This is a genomic window from Novosphingobium sp. BL-52-GroH (genome assembly GCF_044813085.1).
Lineage (GTDB): Bacteria > Pseudomonadota > Alphaproteobacteria > Sphingomonadales > Sphingomonadaceae > Novosphingobium.
The window spans coordinates 194962-221264 of record NZ_CP171152.1 but is presented as its reverse complement, the minus strand read 5'-3'; the positions used below and the strand labels follow the sequence as shown (position 1 = coordinate 221264).

21 protein-coding genes, 2 tRNA genes and 1 pseudogene are annotated in these 26303 nt (G+C 67.3%); 15 read left to right on the top strand and 9 right to left on the bottom strand.

Going from position 1 to position 26303, the window contains the following annotated elements; translation table 11 throughout:
* Window positions 1-15 precede the first annotated feature (15 nt).
* Entirely contained in the window at window positions 16-444 is a 429-nt protein-coding gene (locus ACFFDA_RS13670) for a MerR family transcriptional regulator (protein ID WP_404481001.1), read from the bottom strand.
* Between the two features lie 41 nt (window positions 445-485).
* Between ACFFDA_RS13670 and ACFFDA_RS13665 the strand changes: the two genes are divergently transcribed.
* The gene (locus tag ACFFDA_RS13665; RefSeq protein ID WP_404481000.1) at window positions 486-1241 is read left to right on the top strand and encodes a MauE/DoxX family redox-associated membrane protein; all 756 of its coding nucleotides are present in this window, start codon (window positions 486-488) and stop codon (window positions 1239-1241) included.
* Between the two features lie 16 nt (window positions 1242-1257).
* On the opposite strand, the gene ACFFDA_RS13660 is transcribed toward ACFFDA_RS13665, so the two are convergent.
* From ACFFDA_RS13660 to mutL, 3 genes are all read right to left on the bottom strand, one after another.
* Window positions 1258-2199 carry a DUF2167 domain-containing protein gene (locus tag ACFFDA_RS13660; RefSeq protein WP_404480999.1) on the bottom strand — a complete coding sequence of 314 codons (942 nt, stop codon included), beginning with the start codon at window positions 2197-2199 and terminating at the stop codon, window positions 1258-1260.
* 65 nt (window positions 2200-2264) lie between these two features.
* Window positions 2265-2759 carry a hypothetical protein gene (locus ACFFDA_RS13655; RefSeq protein WP_404480998.1) on the bottom strand — a complete coding sequence of 165 codons (495 nt, stop codon included), beginning with the start codon at window positions 2757-2759 and terminating at the stop codon, window positions 2265-2267.
* A gap of 274 nt (window positions 2760-3033) precedes the next feature.
* Entirely contained in the window at window positions 3034-4854 is a 1821-nt protein-coding gene (gene mutL / locus ACFFDA_RS13650) for a DNA mismatch repair endonuclease MutL (RefSeq protein ID WP_404480997.1), read from the bottom strand.
* Between the two features lie 358 nt (window positions 4855-5212).
* Here mutL and ACFFDA_RS13645 point away from each other — a divergent pair, with 358 nt between their 5' ends.
* From ACFFDA_RS13645 to ACFFDA_RS13615, 7 genes are all read left to right on the top strand, one after another.
* Window positions 5213-6259, top strand: a complete 1047-nt coding sequence (locus tag ACFFDA_RS13645) for a rod shape-determining protein (RefSeq protein ID WP_404480996.1) — start codon at window positions 5213-5215, stop codon at window positions 6257-6259.
* Window positions 6260-6372: 113 nt separating this feature from the next.
* Window positions 6373-7257 carry a rod shape-determining protein MreC gene (gene mreC, locus ACFFDA_RS13640; RefSeq protein ID WP_404480995.1) on the top strand — a complete coding sequence of 295 codons (885 nt, stop codon included), beginning with the start codon at window positions 6373-6375 and terminating at the stop codon, window positions 7255-7257.
* The gene (mreD, locus tag ACFFDA_RS13635) at window positions 7206-7808 is read left to right on the top strand and encodes a rod shape-determining protein MreD (protein ID WP_404480994.1); all 603 of its coding nucleotides are present in this window, start codon (window positions 7206-7208) and stop codon (window positions 7806-7808) included. Before mreC ends, mreD begins: the two co-directional genes overlap by 52 nt.
* Window positions 7805-9901 (top strand): penicillin-binding protein 2, encoded by a 2097-nt coding sequence (mrdA, locus tag ACFFDA_RS13630; protein WP_404480993.1) that lies wholly within the window; start codon window positions 7805-7807, stop codon window positions 9899-9901. Before mreD ends, mrdA begins: the two co-directional genes overlap by 4 nt.
* Complete coding sequence (rodA, locus tag ACFFDA_RS13625) at window positions 9898-11010, top strand: rod shape-determining protein RodA (RefSeq protein ID WP_404480992.1); 1113 nt, start codon at window positions 9898-9900, stop codon at window positions 11008-11010. Before mrdA ends, rodA begins: the two co-directional genes overlap by 4 nt.
* Before the next feature lie 100 nt (window positions 11011-11110).
* Window positions 11111-11186: transfer RNA gene (locus ACFFDA_RS13620), tRNA-Lys, on the top strand.
* 52 nt (window positions 11187-11238) lie between these two features.
* Window positions 11239-11314 (top strand) — tRNA-Lys (locus tag ACFFDA_RS13615).
* Window positions 11315-11441: 127 nt separating this feature from the next.
* On the opposite strand, the gene ACFFDA_RS13610 is transcribed toward ACFFDA_RS13615, so the two are convergent.
* The 4 genes from ACFFDA_RS13610 to ACFFDA_RS13595 all read right to left on the bottom strand — a co-directional run bounded on the left by ACFFDA_RS13610 (window position 11442) and on the right by ACFFDA_RS13595 (window position 18679).
* On the bottom strand, window positions 11442-11762 hold the full coding sequence (locus tag ACFFDA_RS13610) for a PilZ domain-containing protein (protein ID WP_404480991.1): 321 nt from the start codon (window positions 11760-11762) through the stop codon (window positions 11442-11444).
* A gap of 61 nt (window positions 11763-11823) precedes the next feature.
* Window positions 11824-12030, bottom strand: a complete 207-nt coding sequence (locus ACFFDA_RS13605; protein WP_404480990.1) for a hypothetical protein — start codon at window positions 12028-12030, stop codon at window positions 11824-11826.
* Window positions 12030-16313 (bottom strand): translocation/assembly module TamB domain-containing protein, encoded by a 4284-nt coding sequence (locus ACFFDA_RS13600; RefSeq protein WP_404480989.1) that lies wholly within the window; start codon window positions 16311-16313, stop codon window positions 12030-12032. Before ACFFDA_RS13600 ends, ACFFDA_RS13605 begins: the two co-directional genes overlap by 1 nt.
* Window positions 16313-18679 (bottom strand): autotransporter assembly complex family protein, encoded by a 2367-nt coding sequence (locus tag ACFFDA_RS13595; RefSeq protein WP_404480988.1) that lies wholly within the window; start codon window positions 18677-18679, stop codon window positions 16313-16315. The genes ACFFDA_RS13600 and ACFFDA_RS13595 overlap by 1 nt, the downstream gene beginning before the upstream one ends.
* A 119-nt stretch (window positions 18680-18798) precedes the next feature.
* Between ACFFDA_RS13595 and ACFFDA_RS13590 the strand changes: the two genes are divergently transcribed.
* The gene (locus ACFFDA_RS13590) at window positions 18799-19914 is read left to right on the top strand and encodes a YihY/virulence factor BrkB family protein (protein WP_404480987.1); all 1116 of its coding nucleotides are present in this window, start codon (window positions 18799-18801) and stop codon (window positions 19912-19914) included.
* Window positions 19915-19925: 11 nt separating this feature from the next.
* On the opposite strand, the pseudogene ACFFDA_RS13585 reads toward ACFFDA_RS13590, so the two are convergent.
* A pseudogene (locus ACFFDA_RS13585) lies at window positions 19926-20687 on the bottom strand (kinase); the annotation flags it as partial.
* A 343-nt stretch (window positions 20688-21030) separates the two neighbouring features.
* Here ACFFDA_RS13585 and ACFFDA_RS13580 point away from each other — a divergent pair.
* From ACFFDA_RS13580 to ACFFDA_RS13555, 6 genes are all read left to right on the top strand, one after another.
* Window positions 21031-21879: a coniferyl-alcohol dehydrogenase gene (locus ACFFDA_RS13580; protein ID WP_404480986.1), complete on the top strand. Its 849-nt coding sequence runs from the start codon at window positions 21031-21033 to the stop codon at window positions 21877-21879.
* Between the two features lie 379 nt (window positions 21880-22258).
* Complete coding sequence (locus tag ACFFDA_RS13575) at window positions 22259-23062, top strand: crotonase/enoyl-CoA hydratase family protein (RefSeq protein WP_404480985.1); 804 nt, start codon at window positions 22259-22261, stop codon at window positions 23060-23062.
* Window positions 23063-23119: 57 nt separating this feature from the next.
* On the top strand, window positions 23120-24430 hold the full coding sequence (gene ribB / locus ACFFDA_RS13570; RefSeq protein WP_404480984.1) for a 3,4-dihydroxy-2-butanone-4-phosphate synthase: 1311 nt from the start codon (window positions 23120-23122) through the stop codon (window positions 24428-24430).
* Between the two features lies 1 nt (window position 24431).
* Complete coding sequence (ribH, locus tag ACFFDA_RS13565; RefSeq protein WP_404480983.1) at window positions 24432-24854, top strand: 6,7-dimethyl-8-ribityllumazine synthase; 423 nt, start codon at window positions 24432-24434, stop codon at window positions 24852-24854.
* A 495-nt stretch (window positions 24855-25349) separates the two neighbouring features.
* On the top strand, window positions 25350-25514 hold the full coding sequence (locus tag ACFFDA_RS13560) for a hypothetical protein (protein WP_404480982.1): 165 nt from the start codon (window positions 25350-25352) through the stop codon (window positions 25512-25514).
* Between the two features lie 182 nt (window positions 25515-25696).
* Entirely contained in the window at window positions 25697-26263 is a 567-nt protein-coding gene (locus tag ACFFDA_RS13555; RefSeq protein ID WP_404482750.1) for a MarR family transcriptional regulator, read from the top strand.
* The last annotated feature ends 40 nt before the right edge of the window (window positions 26264-26303 follow it).

Sequence of the window (26303 nt, the reverse complement as noted above, 5' to 3'; positions counted from 1 at the left end):
GTCATGGTCCCGGGGTCAACCCCGGGACGACGCCGTCCTCGCGCAGGCCCGGTCTTCCTCGAATGCCGCGATGATCGGGCATGGCCCTGCCCTACCCCCGGCGCACTCCGCCGCCAGGCGCCTGAGCGCACCGCGTGCCCGTTCCAGTTGCGCGATCTCCCGGTCGAGGTGCTCCAGCCGTGCCTCGGCCATCTGCCGCGCCCGCGCGCGGTCGTCGCTGGCGTCCAGCCCCAGCAGTTCGGCGATTTCGTCGAGGATGAACCCCGCCGCCTTGGCCGAGCGGATGAAGCCGAGCCGCCGCACGTCCTCCTCGCCATAGTGACGGTGACCGCCGCCGGCCCCGCCGGGACGCGGATCGCGCAACAGTCCCTTGCGCTGGTAGAACCGCACTGTCTCGACGCCCACACCGCCCGACCGGGCCAATTCTGAAATCGTCAGGGCCACGCTTGACTCCGTACCATGGTACGGAGGTTATAACCTCCATCATGACCCAGCACCATACGCCCGAAAGAACCGCCGTGCTCCACCGCATGGTCTTCGACAAGCACGTCTGCCCCTGGGGCGTGAAGTCGAAATACCTGCTCGAACGGCAGGGCTACGCGGTCGAGGACCACTGGCTGACCAACCGGGAACAGGTCGATGCCTTCAAGGCCGAGCACGGCGTCGCAACCACGCCGCAGACCTTCATCGGGGGCGAACGCATCGGCGGCTACACCGACTTGCGCGCCCGTTTCGGGCTCAAGATCGCCGATCCCAATGCCAGGACCTACCGCCCGGTCCTCGCGGTGTTCGCCACTGGCGCCGGCCTCGCGCTGGCGGCGAGCTGGGCAGCGTTCGGCACGCCCTTGACGCCCCGCGCGGCGGAGTGGTTCGTGGCGATGTCGATGATGCTGCTCGCCATGCTCAAGCTGCAGGACGTCGAACAGTTCTCGACGATGTTCCTGGGCTACGACCTGCTGGCGAAACGCTGGGTTCCCTACGCCTATGCCTATCCGTTCCTCGAATGGACCACCGGAGCGCTGATGGCGGCGCATGTCCTGCCATGGCTGGCGATCCCGGTGGGCCTGTTGATCGGCACGATCGGCGCGGTCTCGGTGTTCTACGCGGTCTACGTGCAGAAGCGCGAGTTGAAGTGCGCCTGCGTCGGCGGATCGGGCAACGTGCCGCTGGGCTTCGTCTCGCTGACCGAGAACCTGTTCATGGTCGGCATGGCGCTGTGGATGCTCGCCGCGATGGCCTGAGCCATCGCCTGCGCCGTCACTCTCCCGATTCGGACTGCTCCCATTCCGCTTCCGGGGCGGGCTTTCGGCCGAACAGCGCCGCGATCTTTCCGCGCAGCACCGCAAAGCCCGCGACCACCGCGATCAGGATCGGCTTGAGGAACTTGAGCAGGATCGCGAACAGCCCCAGTTTCTTGACCGCCGCCACGCCGACGCCGGCAGCGATCAGCCCGCCGATGCCGAACTCGGCTTCCTTGTCGGTCGAGGCGTCGAAATCGGTGTAGCGCGATCCGGCGTCGAAGGCGGCGTGGGTGGTGAACGCCTGTGCCGCCTGCCGGATCGAGGGAAGCTGGCTCATCGCGGAGATGAAATTGATGCTCAGCACGCCTTTGCGCCCGAGCGTGCGCACGTCGTAGTTGAGCGTATGCACCGGGGTTTCCCTAAACGCGAGGTCCTGCGCCCAGACCACCGAATGCGTCGCCGCATCGTACCTGGGGGTTTCCGCCCAGCCGGCGAGATGGATCTCGGGATAGCCCTGCTTCTTGCGCTGCTCGTTGCGCTCCGCCTCGCCCTCCTGCATCTGCTTGAGCAGAGCGGCGTAGTCGACCTCCGCCGCATCGTCGTCGGACACGAAGCCGGTGTCCTCGTAGGTCACCACCGCGCCCCAACTGTCGGACAGCGGCGAGGCCCCGGCGGGCATGACAAGGCCCAGCACGTTCTTGGCCGCTTCAGGCGGATTGCCCCAGACGTCGACGAGGATCTTGCGCGCATCGTCCTTGTCGTAGAAGTCGTAGGTCTGGCCGAGGTCCAGCGTGGCATGAGCTTCGCCGATGGCGAACTTGCCCTGCTGCGGCTTGAGCGATTTTACCAGTTGCGCGACTTGCGCCGAGGGCTGCGCCCCGGCATCGGCACCCGCTGCGACCGGCATGGCCACGCTCGAAATCAGCGCCGCAACAGCGATCGAAGTCCACTTCTTCATGCAAATTCCCCCGTATGCCCGGCCGCACCTTGAGGAATTTCACAACTGCGTCAATCGCCTGCAGCTCATTCGCGGCAGGTCATCGTGCCGTCGGCCCGGTAAGCCACGCGTTCCTGCGAATCATGGACGATCAGGCGGGCCGGCCAGTTGAGGGCGTCGCTGCCGCTGCCTTCGTCGGGCAGGCGCACGAGGTCGACCCAACTCGACAAGCCGACGTAAGTGGTGCGCGCGCCGCCGGGCAGATCGGCGCTCACGTCCTTGGCGGCGAAGCGCTTGAGGTCGGCGCCCACGCGCATGAACCCTTCGTCCTTGCCGGCGATGAACAGCGGGTCGGTGGCGGCGCCCCGACGGAACGAGCAGCCTTGCTTGTCGAGACCATAGCGCTCGATGTCCATGCCGGTGATGCCGCCTGGCAGGATCGGCTTGAACGGCTCGCGGCTCATTTTCTCGACCATCGCCACGTCGTGCGCAGCCTCGGCCGGCGTGTCCGCCGAATTGCCGTCGCCGCAGCCTGCAAGCAGAGCGATGGTCGCCAGTGCCAGGATTGTCTTTCGCATCATTTTCGCCCGCACAATTTCTTCCATGTCCCGATGGGCAGGATCAACCAAGCTGACGGTTGAGCTTGCAAACGCGGATGCTTGGTTTCCGGTGTCCATCACGAGCACAACGCAGTCCGCAGAAGGAGGCTGCAATGCAGGTGGTGTGAGTGTTTAGACAGCCGGTAGGGGGTGGAACCGGGCGGCTCCGATCCTCTCTTTCCCCCTGCCCATCGCTTCGCGACAGGGAGGATCGATATCGGCCGCTGTGGGGCGATAGCGACCATCGGGCGTCGCTTCACTTTCGCCCGAACAGCTTCTCGATGTCGCCGTGCGCCAGTTTCACCCAGGTCGGGCGGCCATGGTTGCATTGGCCCGAGCGCGGGGTGCGTTCCATTTCGCGCAGCAGCGCGTTCATCTCGGCCACCGAGAGCGAACGGCCGGCGCGGACCGAGCCGTGGCAGGCCATCGTCGCCAATACGAGGTCGAGCTTTTCGCCCAGCAGCAGCGCGTCGCCATTACGGGCCAGATCGTCGGCAACGTCTCGGACGAGCGCGCCGACGTCGCTTTTCGACAGCACGGAGGGCACCGCGCGAACCAGCATCGCGGCCGGCCCGAAGCGTTCGAGCACGAGGCCGTGGCGGGCGAGGTCGGCTATCTTGTCCTCCAGAGCGTCGCACGCGGTCTCATCCAGTTCCACCACTTCGGGTAGCAGCAGCGCCTGCGAGCGGTTCATCGCCTCCTCGGCGCCGGCCGCCTTGAGCCGTTCCAGCACGAGCCGCTCGTGCGCGGCATGCTGGTCGACGATGACGAGGCCGTCCTCGGCCTCGGCGACGATGTAGGTCCCCGCCACCTGCCCGCGCGCAACGCCGAGCGGATGGCGCAAGTCCTCCTCGCTGGCCTCGGCGGCCGGTTCGGCGCGAGCCGAGGGCTGGGCCATGACGTCCGCCTCGTAGGCGCGCCAGGCCGCGCCGGTCTCCGAGAGGCGCGACGGCTGGTAGCCGGACGGTGAGCCTCCGTATTCGCGGGCGAACAGCGAGCCGAGCGACGGGGCCGGCGGCGTGGCCGGTGCCACGGGCTCGATCCGCCACATGTTCATCGCTGCGGCGGCCGCGGGCTGCGCGCTCCTCTGTCCCGCACCTTCCAGCGCATGACGCAGCGCCCCGACGAGGAAGCCGCGGATGAAGGCCGGATCGCGGAAGCGCACTTCGGTCTTGGCCGGGTGGACGTTGACGTCCACGTCCTCCGGCGGGATTTCGAGGAACAGCGCCAGCACCGCGTGGCGATCCCGCGCCAGCATGTCGGAATAGGCGCCGCGCACCGCACCCACCAGCAGCCGGTCCTTCACCGGCCGGCCGTTGACGAAGAGGTACTGGTGGTCGGCCACGCCCCGGTTGTAGGTCGGCAGGCCGGCGACGCCGGTGAGCCGCGAGGCACCGCGCTCCGCCTCGATCAGGACGCCCTCCTCGGCCAGTTCGCGCGCGACGAGGCGGGCCACGCGCGCCGCCAGTTCCTCGCGCGGCTGGACGGCCAGCACGCGGCGCCCGTCGTGCTCCATGACGAAGCCGATATCCGGGCGCGCCATCGCCAGGCGGCGCACGACGTCGAGGCAGGCGGCATATTCGGAACGGGCCGAGCGCAGGAACTTGCGCCGCACCGGGACTTTGCCGAAGAGGTCCTCGACGCGGATGCGGGTGCCGGGCGGCAGCGCGGCGGGCCCGTCGGTGGCGACGGCACCGTGGTCGACGACCCTCTTCCAGCCTTCCGCGGCATCGTGCGGCCGGCTTTCGATCGTCAGGCGCGCCACCGATCCGATCGAGGGAAGTGCCTCTCCCCGGAAGCCCAGCGTCGCGACCAGTTCGATCGCCTCGTCGGGCAGCTTGGAGGTGGCGTGGCGTTCGAGCGCGAGGGCGATCTCTTCGGGCCGCATGCCGCAGCCGTCGTCGGTGACTTCGATCATGTCGAGCCCGCCTGAGGCGAGGCGCACCGTGATCTGCGTCGAACCGGCATCGATCGCGTTTTCAACGAGTTCCTTGAGCGCGGAGGCCGGCCGCTCGACCACTTCGCCGGCGGCGATCCGGTTGACGAGGTGTTCGGGCAGGCGGCGGATCGTGGGCATCAATTTCCTCGTTTCGTCGTTCCGGACCTGCTCCGGGACCTTGCGCGGGGTCGCGCGATCTGCCGGCAGGACGCCGCCTCGCCGCGAAGTGGGGGCGACCCCGCACACGGTCCCGGATCAAGTGCGGGCCCGGATCAAGTGCGGGAGGACGCATCACCATCCCGGCTTACCTCTTTGAAACAAGTAGCGACGAAGCGCAGCGAATTCGAGACGGGCCCCACGCGTTTCCCCCCGGAAAAAGACACAAAATTTTGGCCTTTCCCGAATCGATGGGCTAAGGGGTGCCCTCCCTCCAAAAAACCCCTGTCGCCGGTTCCGAAGCCCATTCGGCAAGCGATTGGAAAGAAACGGATTTTAGATGGCCGGCGTCTTCTCGCGATTCTTCAAACTCGGCTCCCAGAACATGGCGATCGACCTGGGTACCGCCAATACCCTCGTCTACGTACAAGACCGCGGAATCGTGCTCAACGAACCCTCGGTCGTCGCTATCGAGACGTTGAACGGCGTGAAGAAGGTCAAGGCCGTCGGCGACGACGCCAAGATGATGATGGGCAAGACCCCGGACAACATCGAGGCGATCCGCCCCCTGCGTGACGGCGTGATCGCCGACATCGAGATCGCGGAAGAGATGATCAAGCACTTCATCCGCAAGGTGCACGGCAAGAAGAACCTGTTTCGCTACCCCGAGATCGTGATCTGCGTTCCGTCGGGCTCCACCTCGGTCGAACGCCGCGCCATTCGCGACGCTGCCAGCAACGCCGGCGCCAGCCAGGTCTACCTGATCCTCGAGCCGATGGCTGCGGCGATCGGCGCCGACATGCCCGTCACCGAGCCGGTCGGCTCGATGGTGGTCGACATCGGCGGCGGCACCACGGAAGTCGCGGTGCTGTCGCTGCGCGGCCTGGCCTACACCACCTCGGTGCGCGTGGGCGGCGACAAGATGGACGAATCGATCGTCTCCTACGTCCGCCGTCACCACAACCTGCTGATCGGCGACGCCACGGCGGAGCGCATCAAGAAGGACTACGGCATCGCCATCATGCCGGCGGACGGCATCGGCGAGACGATCCACATCAAGGGTCGCGACCTCGTCAACGGCGTCCCCAAGGAAATCACCATCACCCAGGCCAATGTCGCCGAGGCGCTGGCCGAACCGATCGGACAGATCATCGAAGGCGTACGCATCGCGCTGGAGAACACCGCCCCCGAACTGGCAGCCGACATCGTCGACCAGGGCATCGTGCTCACGGGCGGCGGCGCGCTGATCCAGGGCCTGGACCAGTACTTGCGCGAGGAGACCGGCCTTCCGGTCTGCGTCGCCGAGGACCCGCTGTCCTGCGTGGCGCTGGGCACCGGCCGCGCGATGGAGGACCCGGTCTATCGCGGCGTCCTGATGTCCGCCTGACCGATTGCGGGATCGGCGGCCCGTCCCTCGCGGACCGGCTGCCTTCCCGATGACGAACGCGGCGAATCCTTCCTGCTCGGTAACGCCGCGAAGATGACAGGAGTGCATGGCGCATGGCACCGCCAGCAAATCGGCGCTCCGGCTTTTCGCGCAGGGCGCAGTACACGACGTTCTTCAGCTATACCGCCGGCGTCATCGGCGCGGTGGTGGGCCTTGTCCTGCTGGTCGTCGCGATCGTCAATCCCGGGGCGTTCTCGGGCCTGCGCGGTGTCGCGGCCGACGTGACCGAACCTGCCGCCCAGGCCGCGGCAGGCGGACGCGAAACCGGAAAGGACTTCCTCGCCGAGGTCTCCGGCTTCTTCAAGACCGGGCGCGAACGCGCGCGACTCGAACGCGAACTCGCCGAAGCCAAGGTCCGCCTCGTCGAGGCCCAGGCGACCCGGGACGAGAACCGCCGCCTCAAGCAGCTCCTCGGCCTGCGCGAGGGCAACGACGCCCAGCCCGTCGCCTTCGCACGCCTGGTCGCCTCAACCGGCGGCAGCTCGCGCCGTTTCGCCACGCTCGGCGCCGGTGCCGACCGCGGCGTCGCCAAGGGAATGCCGATCCGCTCGCCGATGGGCCTGGTCGGACGCGTGCTCGAAGTCGGCTCGTCCAGTTCGCGCGTGCTGCTGGTCACCGATACCGAGAGCCTTGTCCCGGTGCGCCGCGCCCGCGATGGCGTCGCCGCCTTTGCACAGGGCCAGGGCGACGGCACGATCCGCATCCGCCTCGTCAACCTCGGTCTCAACCCGCTGCGGCCGGGCGACGTGCTGGTGACCACCGGCTCGGGCGGGCTCTACCGGCCCGGCACGCCGATGGCCGTCGTTACCAAGCTGATGCGCGACGGCGCCATCGCCCGCGTGCTGAGCAATCCTTCGGACACCGACTACGTGATCGTCGAAAGGTCATGGGCGCCGCCACCGCCGCCGCCCGCCGAACCCCAGCCCGGGAGCGAATAGGCGTGCCGCTGCTATCCCGCACGGAGAGCGTGGCCAGGCCCAGGATCAACCGCAAGCCCTCGCCACTGCTGGCGCGCTCACTGCCCTGGCTGACGATCATGCTGGGATCGGTCGTCCCTGGCTGGCTGCTGATCGCTTCGGCGCCGGTGCTGCCCCCGCTCGGGTTCCTGGTGTTCCTCGCGTGGCGCCAACTTCGTCCCGGTTTGCTGCCGATCTGGGCCGGCCTGCCGCTCGGCATCTTTGACGACCTGTTCTCCGGCCAGCCGTTCGGGACCGCCGTACTGCTCTGGTCGATTGCCGCCATCGTCCTCGAGGTGATCGAGGCGCGGCTGCCCTGGCGCAACTTCGTTACCGAGTGGCTGGTGGCGATCGGGCTCATCATCGCCTATATCGCGTTGTGCCTCGGCATATCGAATATCGCCGGAGCCGCAGCCCCCTTACGCGTCGTTGGTCCGCAGATCGTGATTTCGGTGTTTTCCTATCCCCTCGTCGGCCGCTTCGTGGCCCTGATCGACCGCCTCCGCCTGACCCCCTTCGTGGTCCTGCGATGAAGATCGATTTCCGGCGCCTGCTGCGCCAGCCGCACGTCACCAACGGAACCCTGCGCAACAGCTTCGACCGGCGCACCGTGGTGCTGGGCGGCATCCAGGGTGGTATCGGCCTGCTGCTGGCCACGCGCATGACCTATCTCTCGGTCTTCGAGAACGAGAAGTACAAGCTCGAGGCAGAGAGCAACCGCGTCAACCTCTCGCTGATCCCGCCACGCCGCGGCTGGCTGCTCGACCGCAACGGCACCCCCCTCGCCTCGAACCGTGCCGATTTCCGCGTCGACGTCATTCCCGAGCAGATGAGGGACGCCCAGAGCACCATCGCCGAACTGGGCAAGCTGCTCTCGCTTTCGCCGATCGACCTCCAGGACCTGCAGGACAAGATCGACAAGTCCCACGGCTTTGCGCCGGTCGAAGTCGCCTCGGGCCTCGACCTCGAGCGCTTCTCCGCCGTCAGCGTGCGCCTGCCCGACATGCCGGGCGTCGTCACCCAGCGCGGCTTCTCGCGCTTCTATCCGACCGGACCGGCGGTGGGCCACCTCATCGGCTACGTCGGCGCCGCCTCGGCCGAGGAGTACGAGAAGGACCACGATCCCGTCCTCATCACGCCCGGCTACAAGGTCGGCAAGGACGCGCTGGAGAAGATCTTCGAGAAGGAACTGCGCGGAAAGCCCGGTGCCCGCCGCGTGGAAGTAACCGCTTCGGGCCGCATCGTACGCAACCTCGACACGCGCGAGGACGTGCCCGGCGAAACCATCAAGCTGACCATCGACGCCGGCATCCAGGACTACGCCGCGCGCCGCATCGGTCCCGAATCGGCCGCCGTCGTGGTGATGGACTGCAACACTGGCGACCTGCTGGCGATGGCCTCGATGCCGAGCTACGATCCCAACAGCTTCTCCGACGGGATCGGCCGCCTGGAATGGAAAATGCTGTCCGACGACGACCATGTTCCCTTGCGCAACAAGGTCTTGCGCGGGCTTTATCCGCCCGGTTCGACCGTCAAGCCGATGGTCGCGCTGTCGTTCATGGAAGCCGGCCTCGACCCGAACGAATCGGTATTCTGCGGCGGCGGCCTGCGCGTGGGCAACCGGGTGTTCCACTGCTGGAACCACCGTGGCCATGGCCAGGTCAACATGGCCAAAGGCATCTACCAGAGCTGCGACGTCTACTTCTACCACTTCGCCCAGCGCATCGGCATGGACCCGATCGCGGCGATGGCCGGGCGCCTGGGCCTGGGCCATGAATTTCCGCTGCCCGTCGTCGGCCAGTCCTACGGGACGGTGCCCAACCCTGCGTGGAAGCTGAAGAAGTACGGCAAGGAATGGCAGACCTTCGATACGGTCAACGCCACCATCGGACAGGGCTATTTCCTCGTGAATCCGTTGCAGCAGGCCGTCCAGGCCTCGCGCCTGGCGAGCGGGAAGATCATCATGCCGCGCATGATCCATGGCCAGGAGAACGCACCCACGGCCTCGCTCGGCATCCCCCCGGAACATCTGGCCTACATCCATCAGGCAATGTCCGACGTGGCGAACGGTCCCGGCTCGGCGCGCCATGCCGCCCTGCCGTTTCCCGACATCAAGCTCGCCGGCAAGACGGGCACCGCCCAGGTCGTCGGCCTCCACATCGGCAACGGCAAGGGCGGCCTGTGGAAGCACCGCGACCACGGCCACTTCATCTGCTTCGCGCCGGTCGAAAAGCCGCGCTACGCCTGCGCCGTAGTGTGCGAGCACGGCGGCGGGTCGGGATCGGCCTACCCGATCGCGCGGGACGTCATGACCTACATCTTCGACAAGCAGAAGGGCATGGACATCCTGCTCGAACTGGAAAAGAAATGGGGCGGGACTCCCAAGGAGCGCCTCGACGCGAGATACCGCGCCTACTCGGCGCAGTACGGCGTCGGCGCGCCTGCGGTTACGCCCGAGCAAGTGCGGCAGGCTGAAACCGTGCCAGAACCACGCCAGCCGATCGTCAGCGACGCGCAGTCGCCCGCGCCCGAGCCGGACGCCGCGGCAGCGCCCGCCGCCGGCGCATCGCCGGTTCCCGCGCCGGGCACCGGTCTCACCAAACCGCCCGGAGGAACCACGCCATGAGCCGCTCGATCGTTCCCGAAGCGATCTCGCGCCAGCCCTGGCAGATGCTCATTCCGCTGTGCGCCCTGGTGTCGTTGGGCGCGGCCGTGCTCTATTCGGCGGCCGGAGGCGGCCTGCAACCTTACGCCTTGAGCCATGTGGTGCGCTTCTGTGTGTTCCTGGTCATGGCGATCATCATTTCGCACACGAACCGCAATCTGTTCCGCATGGCCGCCTACCCGGTCTTCGGCGGCATCCTTTTGCTGCTGGTGCTGGTCGAGCTGATCGGCGCCGTCGGGGGCGGCAGCCAGCGCTGGCTGAACCTCGGCTTCATGTCGCTGCAGCCCTCGGAGCTGATGAAACCGGCGATCGTCCTCGTCCTCGCCCGATTCTACGAGACACTGCCCCACGCCATGACCGCCAGCTGGCGCGGCCTCGTGCCCGCTGGCGTCCTCATCGGCCTCCCGGCCCTGTTCGTCATGACCCAGCCCGACCTCGGGACCGCGCTGGCGATCTGCTTCGGCGGCGCGGTGACGATGTTCCTCGCCGGCCTGCCGCTGTGGTGGTTCATGAGCGCAGGCGGCGCGCTGATGGTGGTCGCCCCGGTCGCCTTCTTCACCCTTTTGCACGACTACCAGCGCAACCGCGTGCTGGTCTTCCTCGATCCCGAGAGCGACCCCCTGGGCACTGGCTACCACATCACCCAGTCGAAAATCGCGATCGGCTCTGGAGGGATTTTCGGCAAGGGCTTCGGCAACGGCACCCAGAGCCACCTGCAATACCTTCCCGAACCCCACACCGACTTCGTCTTCGCGACGATGGCGGAGGAGTGGGGGCTGGTCGGCGGACTGTTCGTGCTGGCCGTCTTCGCGATCGTGCTGGGCTGGGGCATGGGCGTCGCCCGCCGCGCACCCGACCGCTTCTCCTGCCTCCTCGCAGCCGGGATGACCGCGACGATGTTCTTCTACGTCATGATCAATCTGATGATGGTCATGGGCCTCGCCCCGGTGGTGGGCATCCCGCTGCCGTTCATGAGCCACGGCGGCACGTCGATGCTGACCAACATGATCTGCCTGGGTACGATCATGGCGGTAAACCGCTGGAATCAGGGCAGGGGTTCGCTCGGGTAAAACTTTTTCAAATTCCCTCTTCCCATCCGCGAAACAGCCTTTATAGGGGCCTCTCCGCCGCCGAGCGGTGGGTCGAAAGGCCCTTCGAGGCTGGTAGTGTGGACGCATAGCTCAGTTGGTAGAGCAGCTGACTCTTAATCAGCGGGTCCTTGGTTCGAGCCCAAGTGCGTCCACCATACCACTCTCATCCCGCCCTTCACCAAGGGGATTACCGGGAACCCTTCGTGGGGACGCATAGCTCAGTTGGTAGAGCAGCTGACTCTTAATCAGCGGGTCCTTGGTTCGAGCCCAAGTGCGTCCACCACCCCCCTCTTCTGACATTGCCGAGCCTGGCTGGTCTTGGTCCGTGCGGCTCACCATGCCGGATGACACACGGTGACCTCGCATTTATGATGCCAAGGGTTGTGGTGCTGGCATGCGGCCCGGCGCGTCTACGCCGTCGCAATGGTGATCCCGTAAAGCTCCGCCAGTTCCTCGATTACGCGCCCCTTGAGTGCGACGCGGAACTCGACGCCCACGCGGTCCCCTTGCAGCCAGCGGACGTGCGCATCGATCGGCCTGAGACTGGCGATTCGCAACTGCAACTGTTCGCCCGGAACGAAGCTCTCCGCGCTGCCGACGATGCTGCAGCCACCTTGCGAGATGTCGCCCAGCTCGACCGGGACCACATGCCACCTCGACTTGCGGCAGCGGGCCTGGAGAAGCACCGTGCGGCGCTTGTTCAGGCGATCGCCGGTGTCATTGTGCAGCACTTAGGTTCCCCGGGAAGATCTTGTCCGGATGGGACTAGCAGCGAGAAGTAAACCCGGCGTTTCAGCGCTCCGCCGGATCGCTTTCGCCGTCTGCACCTGCCGGAGGCGCGCCGGTGCCGGCGACTTGCGCGTCGATCGCCTTCGCCTTGTCGACGATCGACTTGCTGGCGGCGTCGTAGCGCTCGTCGAAGTCCGGCTCGCGCTTGCAGGCGGCCAGCAGCGCCGCCAGCGCAAGCACGGGCAACACGATCCCGTGACCCTTGCGCATCAGTAGTCCTTCTTGATGCGAACGTTGAGGCTGTTGACCCCCGAACCCCCGGCCTGGCTCAGCACCGAGAGCCACTTGGTGACGCTCACTTCAAGCTGCGTGGCGGTGAAGCCGCGCGCGTCGGTGATGAGTTCGACGTAGATGTCGTCGGTCAGGTACTGGCCTGCAGCAACGGCAGTGCCGCGTCCGCTGGCCTCGTCGGGACCGAGGATGCGCAACCGGTCGATCCCCGCAGCCGAGCGCAGCTTGCCGAGCGGGTTGAGCCCGCCGCCGGTGCTGTTCAGCGAGTTGAGCGAGGAGGCCAGCTGCACCGCCTGGAGCGCAGAGAGGTTGGCGATCGAGCTACCGAACAGGATGCGCGACAGCACTTCGTCGTCGGGCAGGCTGGGATCGGACGAGAAGTCGATCTGCGGGTTCTGCGCCCGGCCGGTCACGTTCACGTTGACGGTGACGTCCTCGATGTCGTCGGTGGCAGTGATCGCCACGGTCGGGTCGAAGGCCGCCTGGCCGTCGTTGAACGAGATCAGCCCTTCGGTCAGCTCGAACGAGCGGCCGGCGAAGCCGAGCGTGCCGCGCACGAGCTGGACCTGGCCGGTGATCGTCGGTGCGGCGCTGGTGCCGCCCACGTTGAAGCGCGCGCTCCACTCCGACTCGAGGCCCATGCCCGAGACGTAGAGCTTTTCGGGGGCCCGCAGGTTGAGGTCCAGGCGAATCAGCGAGAAGGCGCTGGTCGCGCTCGGCGCCGGCTCGTCGCCGGTTATGCGCTTGGGGCCGACGGGCGGCTTGAAGCGCACCCCGGTCAGGCGGGGCACTTGCGCAGAGCCTTCGCGCACGATCTGGTAGCGGGTCTCGGGAAGGCGGATGTCGCCCGAGAGCAGCGCCACCTCGCCCGCCGCCTTGGTGAGGCGCACGGTGCCCGTGGCCGTCGCCGAAAGCGCATCGCTGCGGGCCAGGCGCGCCCGGTCGAGCTTGACGGTCACGTCCATCGGATAGCCCGCGTCCGCGGCGAGGCTGACGTTGCCGCTCGCGCTGACGGTGCCGTCGCCGGCCTTCGCGGTGAGCGAAGTCAGCTCCAGCGTGCTGCCGGTGAACTTGCCCGAAAGCGCCATCGAACTGAGCCGGGTGCCGTAGGCCTGGTTCTCGTAGACCATGTCTCGACCTTGGACGATGCCGTTGATGCACGGTTCCGAGAGGTGGCACGAGAAGTCGGCGGCGAGGCCGATCGGGCCGGACAGCGTCTGCCCGGGCAGACCCGCGAAGGAGAACAGCGTGTCGGCCGGGCCGTTGTAGCGGATGCCGCCGCCCAGCTGCGCCTGCATCAGGCGCGTGCTCCACGAACCGTCCCCGGGCGGCAGCGGGCGTAGGCTGGCGGCCATGCGACCGATGACGGTGCCGCGGCGGCGGAACACCGCGCGCGCCTCGCCGCCATCGCTGAGCAGCTTGCCGACGAAATTGATGTCGACGGGCTGGCTGACCGTGCTGGAGCTGGTTCGGGTGAAGTTGCTCAGCGTCAGGCGCGCGTCGGCCCGGGGGAAGGCGGTTGCGCTCGCCTGCTCGAAGTCGAGGCTGCCGCTGGCCTTGCCGCCGATGCCGTAGCCGGGGACGAAGGCGTTGACGAGGGCCATGTCGATGCCTTCGAGACGGCTCTGGAGCTTGATCCCGTCACCATAAGTGCCGGCGACCTTGGCGCTGCCACCGCCGAAGGCGATGTTGGTCGGAAGCAGTTCGTAGCCGCCGGCCCTGGGTACGATCCGCGCCGGCGTGGTGGTCTTGAGGTCGAGGCCGCGCACCCTCCCCTGCAACGCCACGCGCCATAGTTCGGGTTGCAGGTCGGCGTTGAGGCCCACGCGGAACGGGACGCCGCTGACGCCTTCGATCAGCGCCTTGGCCGTGCCGCGACCGTCGCGATAGTCGACGATCACGCGCGCCGCCGCGAGGTCGAGCGCGCCGACGCTGGTGCCGGCGATCTGCGCATCGGCGACCACGTAGGGCTTGTCGTAGAGTACCGCGCGCCCGTCGACGATGGCCGAACCGATGGACAGCTTGGCGGGCCCCGGGAAAATCGCGTTCTTCGCACGCAGGTTGAAGTCGGCGGCCTGATACTTGCCTTCCGCCTCGAGGCGCACGATGCCGCCGATGCCGTTGCCGTTGGCGGTGAGCTGGCCGGCGAAGGGCCCGCTCTTCGTCTGGACGATGCGCCCGGCGAAATCGACGCCCGAGAGGTTCGCCTTGTTGATCTGCACCGAGGTGGCGGCGCCGAGGCCCAGGTTCACGTCGGCGGTGAGCGGCCCGTAGTCGGTGTCCGCCTTCGCATCGAGGTGATAGCCGCCCGGCGCGCCAGTGATGCGCGCGTCGAGCTTCGCGAGGCCGATGCCCAGGCCGGGCTTTTCAGCCGTGACGTGGGCATCTGGGTTCCTGATGGTTCCCGTCACCCTGACGCCGAGCGCGCCGTATTGCGTCGAGGTGCCGTTCGCAGCGAGCGCGATGCGCCCGTTCGGCGACCAGCTCCCCTGCCCGCTCGTGACGCGCAGCAGCGGTGCGGTCAGGCGCAGGGCAGAGAAGCGCACGACGCCGTCCGAGCCGTAGCGCACGTTCGACGAGGCCGAAAAATTACCGCCTAGGTAAGTCTGCAGGCTCTCGTTCAGCAGTCGCGTGGAGCGGGCTCGCACGGTTCCCTGTAGCGCGAAGCCCTGGGCTTCGGTCTTGAGGTCCATGTTAGTGCGGATGTTGAAGATGCCGACGCTGTCGACGCGGTAGTTGTCGATCTTGCCGTCGATCGCGCCGGTGTAGAGACCCTTGCTCATGTCGGCGACGAGAATCAGCCCGGCATCGATACGGTCGGAGCGCAGGCGCATGTTGTCCGAGAGGATGCGCGGCCCCTCGATTGCAAGGTCGCCGTTGAGCGTGACGTTGGCAAGGCTCCCGCTCGCCACGGTATCGAGACCGGTGACGCGGCGCACGCGCGCGGCGACCGGGATCAGGATGTGGTCGGAATCGACCGTGGCCGCGCCGCTGGCAGTGAGGTTTTCCAGCCCCATGTCGTTCATGACGACGCGGTCGGCGACGATCTGGTAGTTCACCTTGGGGGTCGCGAAGGCCCCGTCGAGCGCCAGGTCGGCGCGCAGCCCGGCCCCGCTCAGGTTTTCCGCGAGGGCCGAGGGCTTGAGCAGCACGAAGGCGAGCTTGAGGTCCTCGAAGGTGTTGGCCGAAAGATCCACGACGCCCCTGGGCGTGAGATTGAAGGCGTCGCTCGATATCATGCCCGAGACGGTGGCCCGGCGCTTCTGGAACGCGGCGGTGACGTCGAGGTTCATGACCGGGCCGAGCAGGTTCGCGGTCGGGCCGGTGAACAGGCGGGCGATGCGGGTCGGGCCCTTGATCGCGAAAGTGCCGTTGCGGGCTGTCAGGGCAAGGCGGGCAAGGTCGCCATCACCCAGGTTTGCGGCGAGATTGCCGTTCCACGCTGCCCAGTCGCCCTTGCCGGCGAGCTTGAGAGTGATCGGCTCGGCGAAACCGCCCAGGGTGGCGATAAGGCCGCCCTTGGGCGCATCCATGTCGAGGTCGAGGTCGAGGCGATTGCGCTCGGGCACGGCGTCGAGGTGCACGGTGAAACGGTCACCGCCGCCCCTACCCTTGTTCTCGCCCGGGATCGCGATCGTCCCGCCCTTGGCCTCGACCTGGGCGCGGCCGTCGGCGATGTGCGCGCGGCCGGAGACGGTCATGATGCGGCGTTGGCCCGACACGGGCGGCTCGGCGACGAAGCGGTCGATGCGCAGGGTGCCGATGTCGATGTCGAGGTCGGGCAGCAGCGGCGCGTCGCTCGGCGGAGTGGCACGGAACTGCGGCGAGCGGCGCAGGACGACGCGCTGCGCGGTGGCGCTGCGCACGTCGACGTGGTTCTCGAGATAGGCGAAGGGGCGCCAGTCCACCTGGATCTCGGGCGAATAGAGGAATTCGCCGCGCAAGTCCTTCACGGACAGGCCGCGCAGGATCATCTTGCCGTAGAGCGAGCCGTCTATGCGCGCGACCGAGATGCGCATCCCGTTCTCGAACTCGAGCCCGGCGATCTGGTCGGCGACGAAACGGCGGCCCGGCTGTGTATTGATGCCCAGCACCACCGCGACCACGAAAGCGACCACTCCGAGCACCGCGAAGGCGATCGTCTTGAGCGCGCGCACCCGTACCTTGTGCCAGCGCGAGCGACCGGCTGGGACGGTTTCGACTTCGGTCTGGACGATGTCCGCCTGCGGTTCGGAGCCCTGAATGTTGTCTTCCCCGGCCATCAGAAGGCCTGCCCGATGGAAACGTAGAGATTGAAGCGCGATTCACCGGGTTTGCGGCCGATCGGCGTAGCGATGTCGAGGCGCATCGGTCCGAAATTGGTGTAGAAGCGCCCGCCGATGCCGACGCCGTAGCGCAAGTCGTTGAACTGCGGCGTCGTCTCGCGATAGGCCTGCCCCGCATCCACGAAGGCGACCACGCCGTAGTTGCCGAAGCGGTAGCGTGCCTCGAACGAGCCTTCGTTGAGGCTTCGCCCGCCCACCGGGTTCTTGTCGGGCGCCTGTTCGCCCAGCGCCTGGTAGGCATAGCCGCGCACCGAGCCACCGCCGCCCGCATAGAGGCGCCGTGACGGGGCGATGTCGAACAGCCCGGCGCCCTGGATCGTGCCGAAGCGCACACGGGCGGCCAGCACGAAGCTGTCGCTGATGGGGTAGTAGGTGGACGCGTCGATGCGGGCACGCACGTAGGGATCGAAGCCGTTGCGCACCGTCGCCTCGGGCTGGATCAGCGCAGTCACGCGATAGCCCTTGGTGGGGTTGAGCAGGTCGTCCGAGGTGTCGAAGCCGACCTGGCCGTTGACGCCCGCGACGTAGTAGGTGTTGCGCTTGCGGCCGCCGGTGTCGGCATCGTAGTCCGTCTCGGCGGTGCCCAGAAGCTCGACGCCGAAGGCATAGGTGTACCGCTTCTGCCAGATCGGTGTGGAATCGCGGGCGATACGCGCGGCCAGGCGGCCGGTGTAGGCGCTGTAGGCATCGTAGTCGTTGTGGAACGCCTCGGCGACGATCTCCAGGGTGCGGTCGCGCTTGCCGGCATTGGAGCGGCGGAAGGTGACGCCCGCACCCTGCTGCCGGGTGCCGGCGATGGCATGGGCGATCAGCGCGCCTTCGGGCGGGAACATGTTGCGGTGGGTCCAGGTCGCCTGGGTGGTGATGCCCTCGCCCGCCGCGTAGCCCAGCGAGCCCGCGATCGTGCGCGGCTTGCCGGCATCCTGCTTGACGTGGAGCGTCACGTATTCCGTGCCGTCGCCCGCCGCCTCGCCGGTCTTCTGCGGTTCAACCGCGACAGTGGCGAACAGGTTGGTGGCGACGAGCGCCTTGCGCAAGTCGTCGACCTTGCGGCTGTCGTAGAGTTCGCCCCGCTTGAAGCGGGCGAGCACCGGGATGTGGTCGGCGTCGAAGGCGAGGTCGCCGTCGGTGGTGATCGAACCGAAGCGGCCACGCGGGCCGACGGTGACCGGCAGCGTGTAGACGCCGTTGCCGGCATCCTGGTCGAGCAGGATGTCGCGCTGGCCCACTTCGGCGAAGGGATAGCCGTTCTCCGGCAGCGCGACGGCGATTTGCGCCTCGGCCCCCTGCACCCGTTCGGCGACGATCGGCTCACCGACCTTGAGCGCGAAATTGTCCGCGACCAGGTTGGGCGGCACGGTCGGATCGGCCTTGAGGACGATATCCGAGAACACGTAGCGCTTGCCCGGGGTCACCGCGATCACGGCGCTGAGCGACGGGGTGGCCGCATCGGGCCCGGGATCGAGGCGGGTGCGCACGATCGGGCTGTACCAGCCTTCGGACGCCAGCACCGTTTCCATCAGCTGGCTGTCCTCGGTCAGCCGTGCCGAAACCATCGCCGTATTGGCCGCCTTGCCGTCGCCCTTCTTGAGCGCCGACAACCCGTTGAACTCGCCCTTGAGATCGGTGTCGGTTTCCTTGTCGGCGAGGTCGAGGCCCTGGAGGTCGACATTGTACCGGACTTCGACATCCTTGCGGTCGTCAGGAGCATCGTCCGCGAACCGGACCGGGGCCACTTCGAACTGGTCGAGCGGCGGGAGGGGGGTGGTCAGTTCGGCGTCGCGCACCGGGGCATCGCCGATTTCCTCGGTGGTGTCGCCATCGGCAAGCGCGGGATCGCCGAGCGGCGGGACCTGTTCCGTCTGGCCCCCTCCAGTCTGGCTCCCTCTAGTCTGGCTGGCGCCCGCATCGGGCTTGGCGCCGGTCTGCTGCCGGGCGAGGCGGCTCTCGAAGGCGTCGATCGATTCGAGGGGTTTATCAAGCTCCGGGTCGTCGGAGGTATCGAGCGCGGGAACCGCGGCGTTGAACTCGGCGTCCGGGATGATGGGATCGACCTGCGGCAACGGCGGCTCCGCCGGTGGCGACGGGACCGGCACCTTGCCCGCCTCGAGATCGGCGGCATCGCCCGCGGCCCCGGCGGGAGGCGCAGCATCTTGGCTCGCCTGCGCGGCCGACTTGTCCTTCGCTTCCTGCGCCGCGACCGGAGCGTTAACCGAAATCGCCGCGACGGCGAGCGTGAATGCGACTGCCCCGCACGCGCATCCGTTGCGCAGATTCAGGGAACAACCGGCCCTATGGTCCATTAGCCTAGACATGAGCAACGCGACGAATCACCCCTTTAGCGGACCGGTATGCCCGGGCCCTCCTGAAAATGCCTATCGCATTGCAACTGCGAAAGTTCCCTCGTTCACACGGGCCGGCGATGAATAACCCAAACGTCGGCCCGGATGAACCTGCAACGACAATTTCCTCGGGGCAGGCCAATGCCTCGGTGCCGGCGAAGGCGACGCCGGGGTCGGATGCGGACAGCCCCTGGACGATGCCCCGCGCCGCCTGGGCGCGAGTGCTCAAGCGCGTCTGGGTGATGATCGGCTTTCACGAACTCGGCCTGCTTTCGGCGGGCCTGGCGTTCTACGTCTTCCTCGCCCTCACCCCGCTCATTGCTGCCACGGTCATGGTCTATGGCCTCGTCGGTGACGTGACGATGGTGCGCGAGCAGATGGACAGCATCGTCGAGGTCGTCCCGCCCGACGTCGCCACCGTGCTCGAGGAACAGCTCATTAACATCGTCTCGACCAATTCGGGCGTGACCGGACTGGCGCTCGTCATCGCGCTGTTCTTCGCGGTCTACGGCGGCATGCGCGCCGCAGGCGGGATGATGAGCGCGCTCAACATCATCAACGAGGAGCGCGAGACGCGCGGCATCGTCGCCACCACGCTGCGCACCGGCGGGCTCACCCTGGCCGCGATCCTGCTGGCCCTGACCGGCGTCCTGTCGGGCGGGGTCTTCGCCTGGCTGCAGACCCAGACCAGCCTCTACCTCGGCGGGGCGACCGAAACGCTGTTCAAGGTCCTGACCTGGGTCTTCGCCATCGCGCTGGGCAGTGCCGGCTTCGCGCTCATCATGCGATACGGGCCCGACAGGCGCCCGGCCAAGTGGCGCTGGCTGGCACCGGGCTCGCTGCTGGCGACGCTGTTATGGCTGGTAGTCTCGTTCGGCTTCTCGCTCTACGTCGCCTACATCTCCGACTACAACGCCACGTACGGCTCGCTGTCCGCCATCGTAGTGTTCCTGATGTGGCTGTTCCTCTCGGCCTACGGCGTGCTGCTGGGCGCGCTGCTCAATGCCGAGATCGAGCGCCAGACCTTCTGCGACACCACCGTCGGACCGGCGCGTCCGGCAGGCGAGCGGGGCGCCGTGCTGGCCGATCTCATCGACGACCGCGTGCCGTCCGCCGAACAGTTGGAGAAGCGCAAGCGCCGCAGGGCCGATGCGGAGCGGCGCCGCGCCGACGGGGCACTCAGCGCCGAGAGATGATCGCCTCGAACTCGGCGGCGCGGGTCGAGGTGCACGACGAGGTCGGCACGGCCTGGCATCTCGGCAAGGATGTGACGGGTCAACCTCTCGTAGTGGCTCACGAAACGGGCGATGGCGCCTGCGTCCATAACCTGCCCGCCCGGGCCGACCCGCGCGCGAAGCTCGTCCTCCTGCTGCAGCCGCCAGGCTCTCACCACCGAGAAATCGGGGGCGGCCAGCAGTATCAGGCGGTCGAGCCGCGCAAAGAGCCGCGCATAGTCCCCCGCCAACGCCGCGTTGGCATGGGATCGCCAGGTCCCGTCCGCATCCTCCTCGCGTTCGAGCGCATTGATCGGCTCCGCCAACGCCGCGGCGCTCTCGGCGACAGCGCCGACGCACCATCCTTCCAGCAGCAGCACCTCGCACCCCGCCGGCGCATGGGGCCAGCGCTCGCGCGGCGCGCGATCGTCGCAGGCCTTGTCGAAGTGGGGCAGCCCACTCGCCTCGCCGCGTTCGAGCGCGGCGATCACCGCGAGCCCCAGCGCCACGTCGTGCGTCCCCGGAACCCCGCGCGTCGCCAGAAGCGGGTGCACCTCCCGCGCGAGATCCTGCCGCTCGGCCCGGGTCAGGTAGAGATCGTCGAGCGACAGCGTCGCACAGCGCAGTCCCCGCTGCCCGCAGGCTTCGACCACCGCCGCCGCCAGCGTGGTCTTGCCCGAGCCTTGCGACCCGCACAGCCCGATCACCACCGGCCGCCGGGCCCTGCCGCCCAGTGCCGCCGCGACCTGCCCCATCATCACCTCGAGCACTTGCGGATCGGCCCTGTTCACGATGTCCCCGCGATCCCGCCCCGATCGCCGGTGCCCTTCGCGATCGCCCGGTCCTGCGCTGTCGCTGTAGCTGCCACTTTCGGTTCCCTTTCCCGCCGCATCGCGTCCGCCCGCAGCGCGATCCTGGCCGATTGAAACCCCGTTCGATACGATCCGGGACGATCACGCCTTATCAAGGCCGCTCGCGCGTGGCGAGCAGCGCGGCCTCATCGTGCCCGCGATGACCCGGCGCGGCGGTTGCTGCATGGGCCTCCGACGGCCTAGCTAGCGCGCAACGAATGCAGGGATCGAGAGGAAGGACGACACTATGAGCGATGTTCTCGGCTACAAAGGCAAGCGCGTCATCGTCAGCGGCTGCTTCTCGGGCATGGGCGAGGCTACCGCCAGGCTGCTGGTCTCGCTCGGCGCCGAAGTCCACGGCTTCGACTTCCGGGAGAGCAGCGTGCCGATGGCCTCGTTCACGCAGATCGACTTGCGCGATCCGGCAACCATCGAAGCCGCGGTAGCGGGTGTCGCAAAGGCAGGCGACGGCAAGGTCGACGCGCTGTTCAACTGCGCGGGCCTTCCCGGCGGCGGCGGCTTCCCCGCGATGGATACGATGAAGGTCAACTTCCTGGGCACCCGCCACCTGACCGAGCAGGTCGTCCCGCTGATGGGCGACAAGGGCGCGATCGTCTCGATCGCCTCGACCGGGGGCCTGGGCTGGAGCCGCCGCATTCCCGTGCACATGCAGCTTCTCGCCACGCAAGGCTTCCAGGCCGGGCTCGAATGGGCCGAGGCGAACGCCGAACAGGTCGCCGAGGGCTATGCCTTCTCCAAGGAAGCGGTAATCGTGTGGACCCAATTCATGGGGGCACAGCTCATCAAGAAGGGCATCCGCATCAACTGTTCGCTCCCCTCGCCCACCCAGACCCCCATGATGGCGACCTTCCACGCCACCTCGGGCAAGGACGTCGTCGACGCCGCCGCCGAACCGCTCGGCCGCTACACCACCGCCGAGGAGCAGGCCGGCCCGCTGGTACTGATAAATTCCGACCTCGCCGGCGTCGTCAACGGCGTGGTGCTGCCCGTGGACGGCGGCTTCATGGGCGGCCTCGCCACCGGCCAGGTCGACATCACCAGGATGATGAGCGCGGCCAGGAAGCAGGACGCCTGACGACCGCCGGCAAGCTGACGCCAAGTTTACACGGTTTACACTGTCCAGAGGGCAAGTGTCACCTTGGGTCCGGCGCCGGGTATCGGCTGGACGAAAACCGGCGCTGGCAGGGCGTTTCGGGCGCGGAGACGACATCCCGGGAACCTAACCCGAGCCCGCGCCTGTAGGAAAATGGATTGCCCCGAACGCGCCGATCCTCCCTGTCGCACGGCGACCGGGAGGCGAACCGTCCGAAGGGTGGTGGAGGGGAAGGAGGACCCGTCGGCCCCGTCGGGCTGCCCCTCCCCATGACACGAAATTCCGCCTCCGCGCTCGACACCGGCGCCCGGATCGTTTCAACAAAGGGCCGGTGGACACTGAAAGACCCGGAGTTGGGACGATGAGCGAGGCGGTACTCTACGAGATCGACGACGAGGGCATCGTCGTGCTTACGCTCAACCGCCCCGAAATGCGCAATCCGATCTCCGATCCCGAGATGGTCGAGGCGCTGGTCGCCACGCTCGCCCGCCTCGATTCGGACCCGGCCGCGCGCGTCGCGATCCTCACCGGCGCCGGCAAGGGCTTCTCTTCGGGCGGCAACATCAACCAGATGAAGCCCGGCGGCAATCTCAACGCGGGCTCACCGGCCGCGACGCGGCGCAACTACCAGCGCGGTATCCAGCGCCTGCCGCTCGCCTTCGCGGCGCTCGAAGTGCCGGTGATCGCCGCCGTCAACGGCGCCGCCATGGGTGCCGGCTGCGACCTCACCTGCATGTGCGACTTGCGCATCGCCGGGGAGAGCGCGAAATTCGCCGAGAGCTTCGTCAAGCTCGGCCTGATCGCCGGCGACGGCGGCTCCTGGCTGCTGCCGCGCGTGATCGGCTGGTCGAAGGCCGCCGAAATGGCGCTCACCGGCGATGCGATCGACGCTGCCGAAGCCCTCGCCTGCGGCCTCGTCAGCCGGGTGGTCCCCGATGCCGAACTGCTCGGCGAGGCCCGCAAGCTGGCCCGGCGCATCGCCGCGAATCCGCCTCAGGCGGTGCGCATGACCAAGCGCCTGCTGTGGGAAGGGCGCCGCGCCGACCTGCCGACGCTGCTGGAGATGGCCTCGGCCATGCAGGCGGCCGCCCATGCGACGGCCGATCACGAGGAAGCGGTCGCCGCGTTTCTCGAAAAACGCCCGCCCCGGTTCAAGGGCTCTTGATTTCAATGTGAGCCAACCTTATCCGCATCACATCAAAATGTGAGATTGGACATTCCAATGGCTACCGATGTGATCGACAAGGTTCGCAAGCTCGTTTCCGACGGCGGCATGAGCAAGGCCGGCCTCGCCCGCGCCGCCGGCCTCCATGCCAATACGCTGCGCGACTGCACCGAGCCGGACTGGAACCCCACGGCCGAAACCCTCGGCAAGCTGGAGCGGGTCCTCTTCGCCAACGACGACCGCGAAGTGCTCGTGCCGATCGAGGAGATCATCGACGAGGCACGCAACGGGCGCATGTTCATTCTCGTCGACGACGAGGACCGCGAGAACGAGGGCGACCTCGTGATCCCGGCACAGATGGCGACGCCGGCGGCGGTCAACTTCATGGCGACGCACGGCCGCGGGCTGATCTGCCTCACCCTCACCAGCCAGCGCGTCGACGAACTCGGCCTCAACCTGATGAGCCGCAACAACGGCACCCGCCACGAAACCGCGTTCACCGTCTCCATCGAGGCGCGCGAGGGCGTCACCACCGGGATCTCTGCCGGGGACCGCGCGCGCACCATCTCGGTCGCCATCGACGGCACCAAGACCCGCGACGACATCGTCACGCCCGGCCACGTCTTCCCCTTGCGCGCCCGCGACGGCGGCGTCCTCGTGCGCGCCGGGCACACCGAGGCGGCGGTGGACATCTCGCGCCTCGCCGGGCTCAATCCCTCGGGCGTGATCTGCGAGATCATGCGCGACGACGGCACCATGGCGCGCATGGACGACCTCGTCGGCTTCGCACGCATGCACGACCTCAAGATCGGCACGATCCGCGACCTGATCGCCTATCGCCGCCGCCACGACCGCATGATCGAGAAGCGCAACGAGATCGCCTTCCACTCGCGCCACGGCGGCGAATGGGTGGCGCGCTCCTACTTCAACCGCGCGACCGGGGACGAGACGGTGGCGCTGGTCAAGGGCCGCATCGATCCCTCCAAGCCCACCCTGGTGCGCATGCACACGCTCTCGTTCTTCGCCGACATCTTCGGCGAGGACACCGGCGACCGCGGCGACCTGCTCCAGCGCTCGATGAACATGATTGCGCAGGAAGGCACCGGCGTCATCGTCGTCATCAACCGGCCGATGAGCAAGCTCATGTCGCGCGTGATGGAAATCAAGCAGCTGGCTCGCAACGGCGGCACTCCGGATTTCGAGGAACTGCGCGACTACGGCGTCGGCGCGCAGATCCTCGCCGAGCTGGGAATCCACGACATGGTGCTCCTGACCAACACGCACCATTCCCTTGTCGCGCTGGAAGGCTATGGGCTCAATATCGTCGGCGAACGTCCCATCGTCGACTGTAGCGAAGGATCGAACTGACATGGCCCGTTTCCTCATCGTCGAAGCGCGCTTCTACGAGCACCTCAACGACCTGCTGATCGCGGGCGCCAAGGCGGCCCTCAAGGCGGCCGGGCACAAGGCCGAGGTGATAACCGTCCCCGGCGCGCTGGAGATACCGGCAGCCATCTCGCTGGCCGACGCGACCGGAGACTACGACGGCTACATCGCCATCGGCGTGGTCATCCGCGGCGAGACCTACCACTTCGAGATCGTGGCGGGCGAATCGGCGCGCGGGATCATGGCACTGACGATGGACGGCATCGCCATCGGCAACGGCATCCTGACCGTCGAGAACGAGGAACAGGCGCTCGAACGCGCCGACCCGGCCCGCAAGGACAAGGGCGGGGAAGCCGCCAAGGCGGCCATCGCCCTGCACGCGCTGAAGGAAAAGTTCGGCGCCTGACATCGGCGCCTGACATCGGCGCCTGACAGGCGACCTCGCCGATCGTTGTTGCAAGCGGACAAGGCGACCCAGGGGCGGATCGAACGCCTCTGGGTCGCTTTGCCGTGGGCGTTGCGCATGGGGCGCCCATCCCGGCGCAGCAGTATGGGCAGCGCCCATTCTCAAACGGTCTCCGACCGCTCTCTCTGAAATTAAGTAAAAACACCTAAATCGATGATTCGAGATGAACGAATTCGTCGACTTCGTTCATCTTTCCGAAATTCAATCGCGCGTAACGGCCCCTTACAAAATGTTCACAAGTAGGACAGCCCGGAAATCGCGGTTTCCAATTGTCCACCTTCGTGTAGTCGCACTTCAGGTGTTTCCGATTTTGCTCTGAAACGGAGATATCTCTTTCGATATTCAACGCCATGCCAAATGGCGGGGTCGCTAACCAAGGTCCGGGGTCCGGGCCCGGGTTCGGGGTCACTCCCTTACCCGATGGAGAACACGCGGGTGAACAAGGACGTAACTGCACGATCGCTGGTAGCGGAACTCGAAGCGCGCCTGCTCGACATGGAAACCCTGGGAGCGCTCGTCGCTACCGCCCATCTCGAAGCCGCCATCGAAGCCCTGTGCCGACAGTTCGATTTGCAACGCGAAGCATCCGATACGGATTAGCCTGCGCAAGACTGCCATGCGGATGACTGCTTATGGTTCAATCCGTGGCGGACGAAGCGATGCGCGAACTCATTCGGGATATCACCGATGATCGCGACCTTTCTCGCAACATTGGAAATAATCGCCGCGCGGATGACTTCCGCTGTCGAAGTCGTGCGGCCTACGACTGGTGACCCTATTTGATGGAGAACACGGACCAGTTGATGCGAAATCGGTCGAAGGCCATCCGCTTGATCGGCATTGCCAACGAACTTCTGGCGATGGCGCGCGAACTGGAAATCGGGGAAAGCCCCTCGGCGATCCTCGAATCGCTTGCGGGCGGCGCCGAGGTTCGGGAGGGCGGCAAGACCACGGCGAGCCAGGACCACCCCATCTGGGTGGAACTCGCCCGCCAGACGTACGAGGACCGGCGCCGGCGGACGAAGATCTTCCGGTCCGAGGAACTGTTCGGGGAACCGGCCTGGGACATCCTGCTGGACTTGTTCATCGCCGCCAAGGAACGCCGCCGCGTCTCGGTGACGAGCGCGTGCATCGGCTCCGCCGTCCCTTCGACGACGGCGCTGCGCTGGATTGCGATCCTGGAAAAACAGGGCCTCCTGGTGCGGGAGGCCGATCCGGGCGATGCGCGCCGGGTCTACGTCAAGCTGAGCGCGCGTGGCTATGCCGCCATGCTCGAATACTTCGCCTCCGCATCCCGTTCGGTCGTGCGCCTGGACGATGGCCCCAGGCACGTCGCGGCCGCACGCTGACGACGGCGGGCTCCGCCGAGCCTCTTCGCCCCAAGGGAGG

What these genes read in the sequence shown, in the direction of transcription:
- ACFFDA_RS13665 (WP_404481000.1), top strand. Translation starts at nt 486, where the DNA reads ATGACCCAGCACCATACGCCCGAAAGAACCGCCGTGCTCCACCGCATG.
- ACFFDA_RS13660 (WP_404480999.1), bottom strand. Translation starts at nt 2,199, where the DNA reads ATGAAGAAGTGGACTTCGATCGCTGTTGCGGCGCTGATTTCGAGCGTG.
- ACFFDA_RS13655 (WP_404480998.1), bottom strand. Translation starts at nt 2,759, where the DNA reads ATGATGCGAAAGACAATCCTGGCACTGGCGACCATCGCTCTGCTTGCA.
- mutL (WP_404480997.1), bottom strand. Translation starts at nt 4,854, where the DNA reads ATGCCCACGATCCGCCGCCTGCCCGAACACCTCGTCAACCGGATCGCC.
- ACFFDA_RS13645 (WP_404480996.1), top strand. Translation starts at nt 5,213, where the DNA reads ATGGCCGGCGTCTTCTCGCGATTCTTCAAACTCGGCTCCCAGAACATG.
- mreC (WP_404480995.1), top strand. Translation starts at nt 6,373, where the DNA reads ATGGCACCGCCAGCAAATCGGCGCTCCGGCTTTTCGCGCAGGGCGCAG.
- mreD (WP_404480994.1), top strand. Translation starts at nt 7,206, where the DNA reads ATGGGCGCCGCCACCGCCGCCGCCCGCCGAACCCCAGCCCGGGAGCGA.
- mrdA (WP_404480993.1), top strand. Translation starts at nt 7,805, where the DNA reads ATGAAGATCGATTTCCGGCGCCTGCTGCGCCAGCCGCACGTCACCAAC.
- rodA (WP_404480992.1), top strand. Translation starts at nt 9,898, where the DNA reads ATGAGCCGCTCGATCGTTCCCGAAGCGATCTCGCGCCAGCCCTGGCAG.
- ACFFDA_RS13605 (WP_404480990.1), bottom strand. Translation starts at nt 12,030, where the DNA reads ATGCGCAAGGGTCACGGGATCGTGTTGCCCGTGCTTGCGCTGGCGGCG.
- ACFFDA_RS13600 (WP_404480989.1), bottom strand. Translation starts at nt 16,313, where the DNA reads ATGGCCGGGGAAGACAACATTCAGGGCTCCGAACCGCAGGCGGACATC.
- ACFFDA_RS13595 (WP_404480988.1), bottom strand. Translation starts at nt 18,679, where the DNA reads ATGGACCATAGGGCCGGTTGTTCCCTGAATCTGCGCAACGGATGCGCG.
- ACFFDA_RS13590 (WP_404480987.1), top strand. Translation starts at nt 18,799, where the DNA reads ATGAATAACCCAAACGTCGGCCCGGATGAACCTGCAACGACAATTTCC.
- ACFFDA_RS13580 (WP_404480986.1), top strand. Translation starts at nt 21,031, where the DNA reads ATGAGCGATGTTCTCGGCTACAAAGGCAAGCGCGTCATCGTCAGCGGC.
- ACFFDA_RS13575 (WP_404480985.1), top strand. Translation starts at nt 22,259, where the DNA reads ATGAGCGAGGCGGTACTCTACGAGATCGACGACGAGGGCATCGTCGTG.
- ribB (WP_404480984.1), top strand. Translation starts at nt 23,120, where the DNA reads ATGGCTACCGATGTGATCGACAAGGTTCGCAAGCTCGTTTCCGACGGC.
- ribH (WP_404480983.1), top strand. Translation starts at nt 24,432, where the DNA reads ATGGCCCGTTTCCTCATCGTCGAAGCGCGCTTCTACGAGCACCTCAAC.
- ACFFDA_RS13555 (WP_404482750.1), top strand. Translation starts at nt 25,697, where the DNA reads ATGGAGAACACGGACCAGTTGATGCGAAATCGGTCGAAGGCCATCCGC.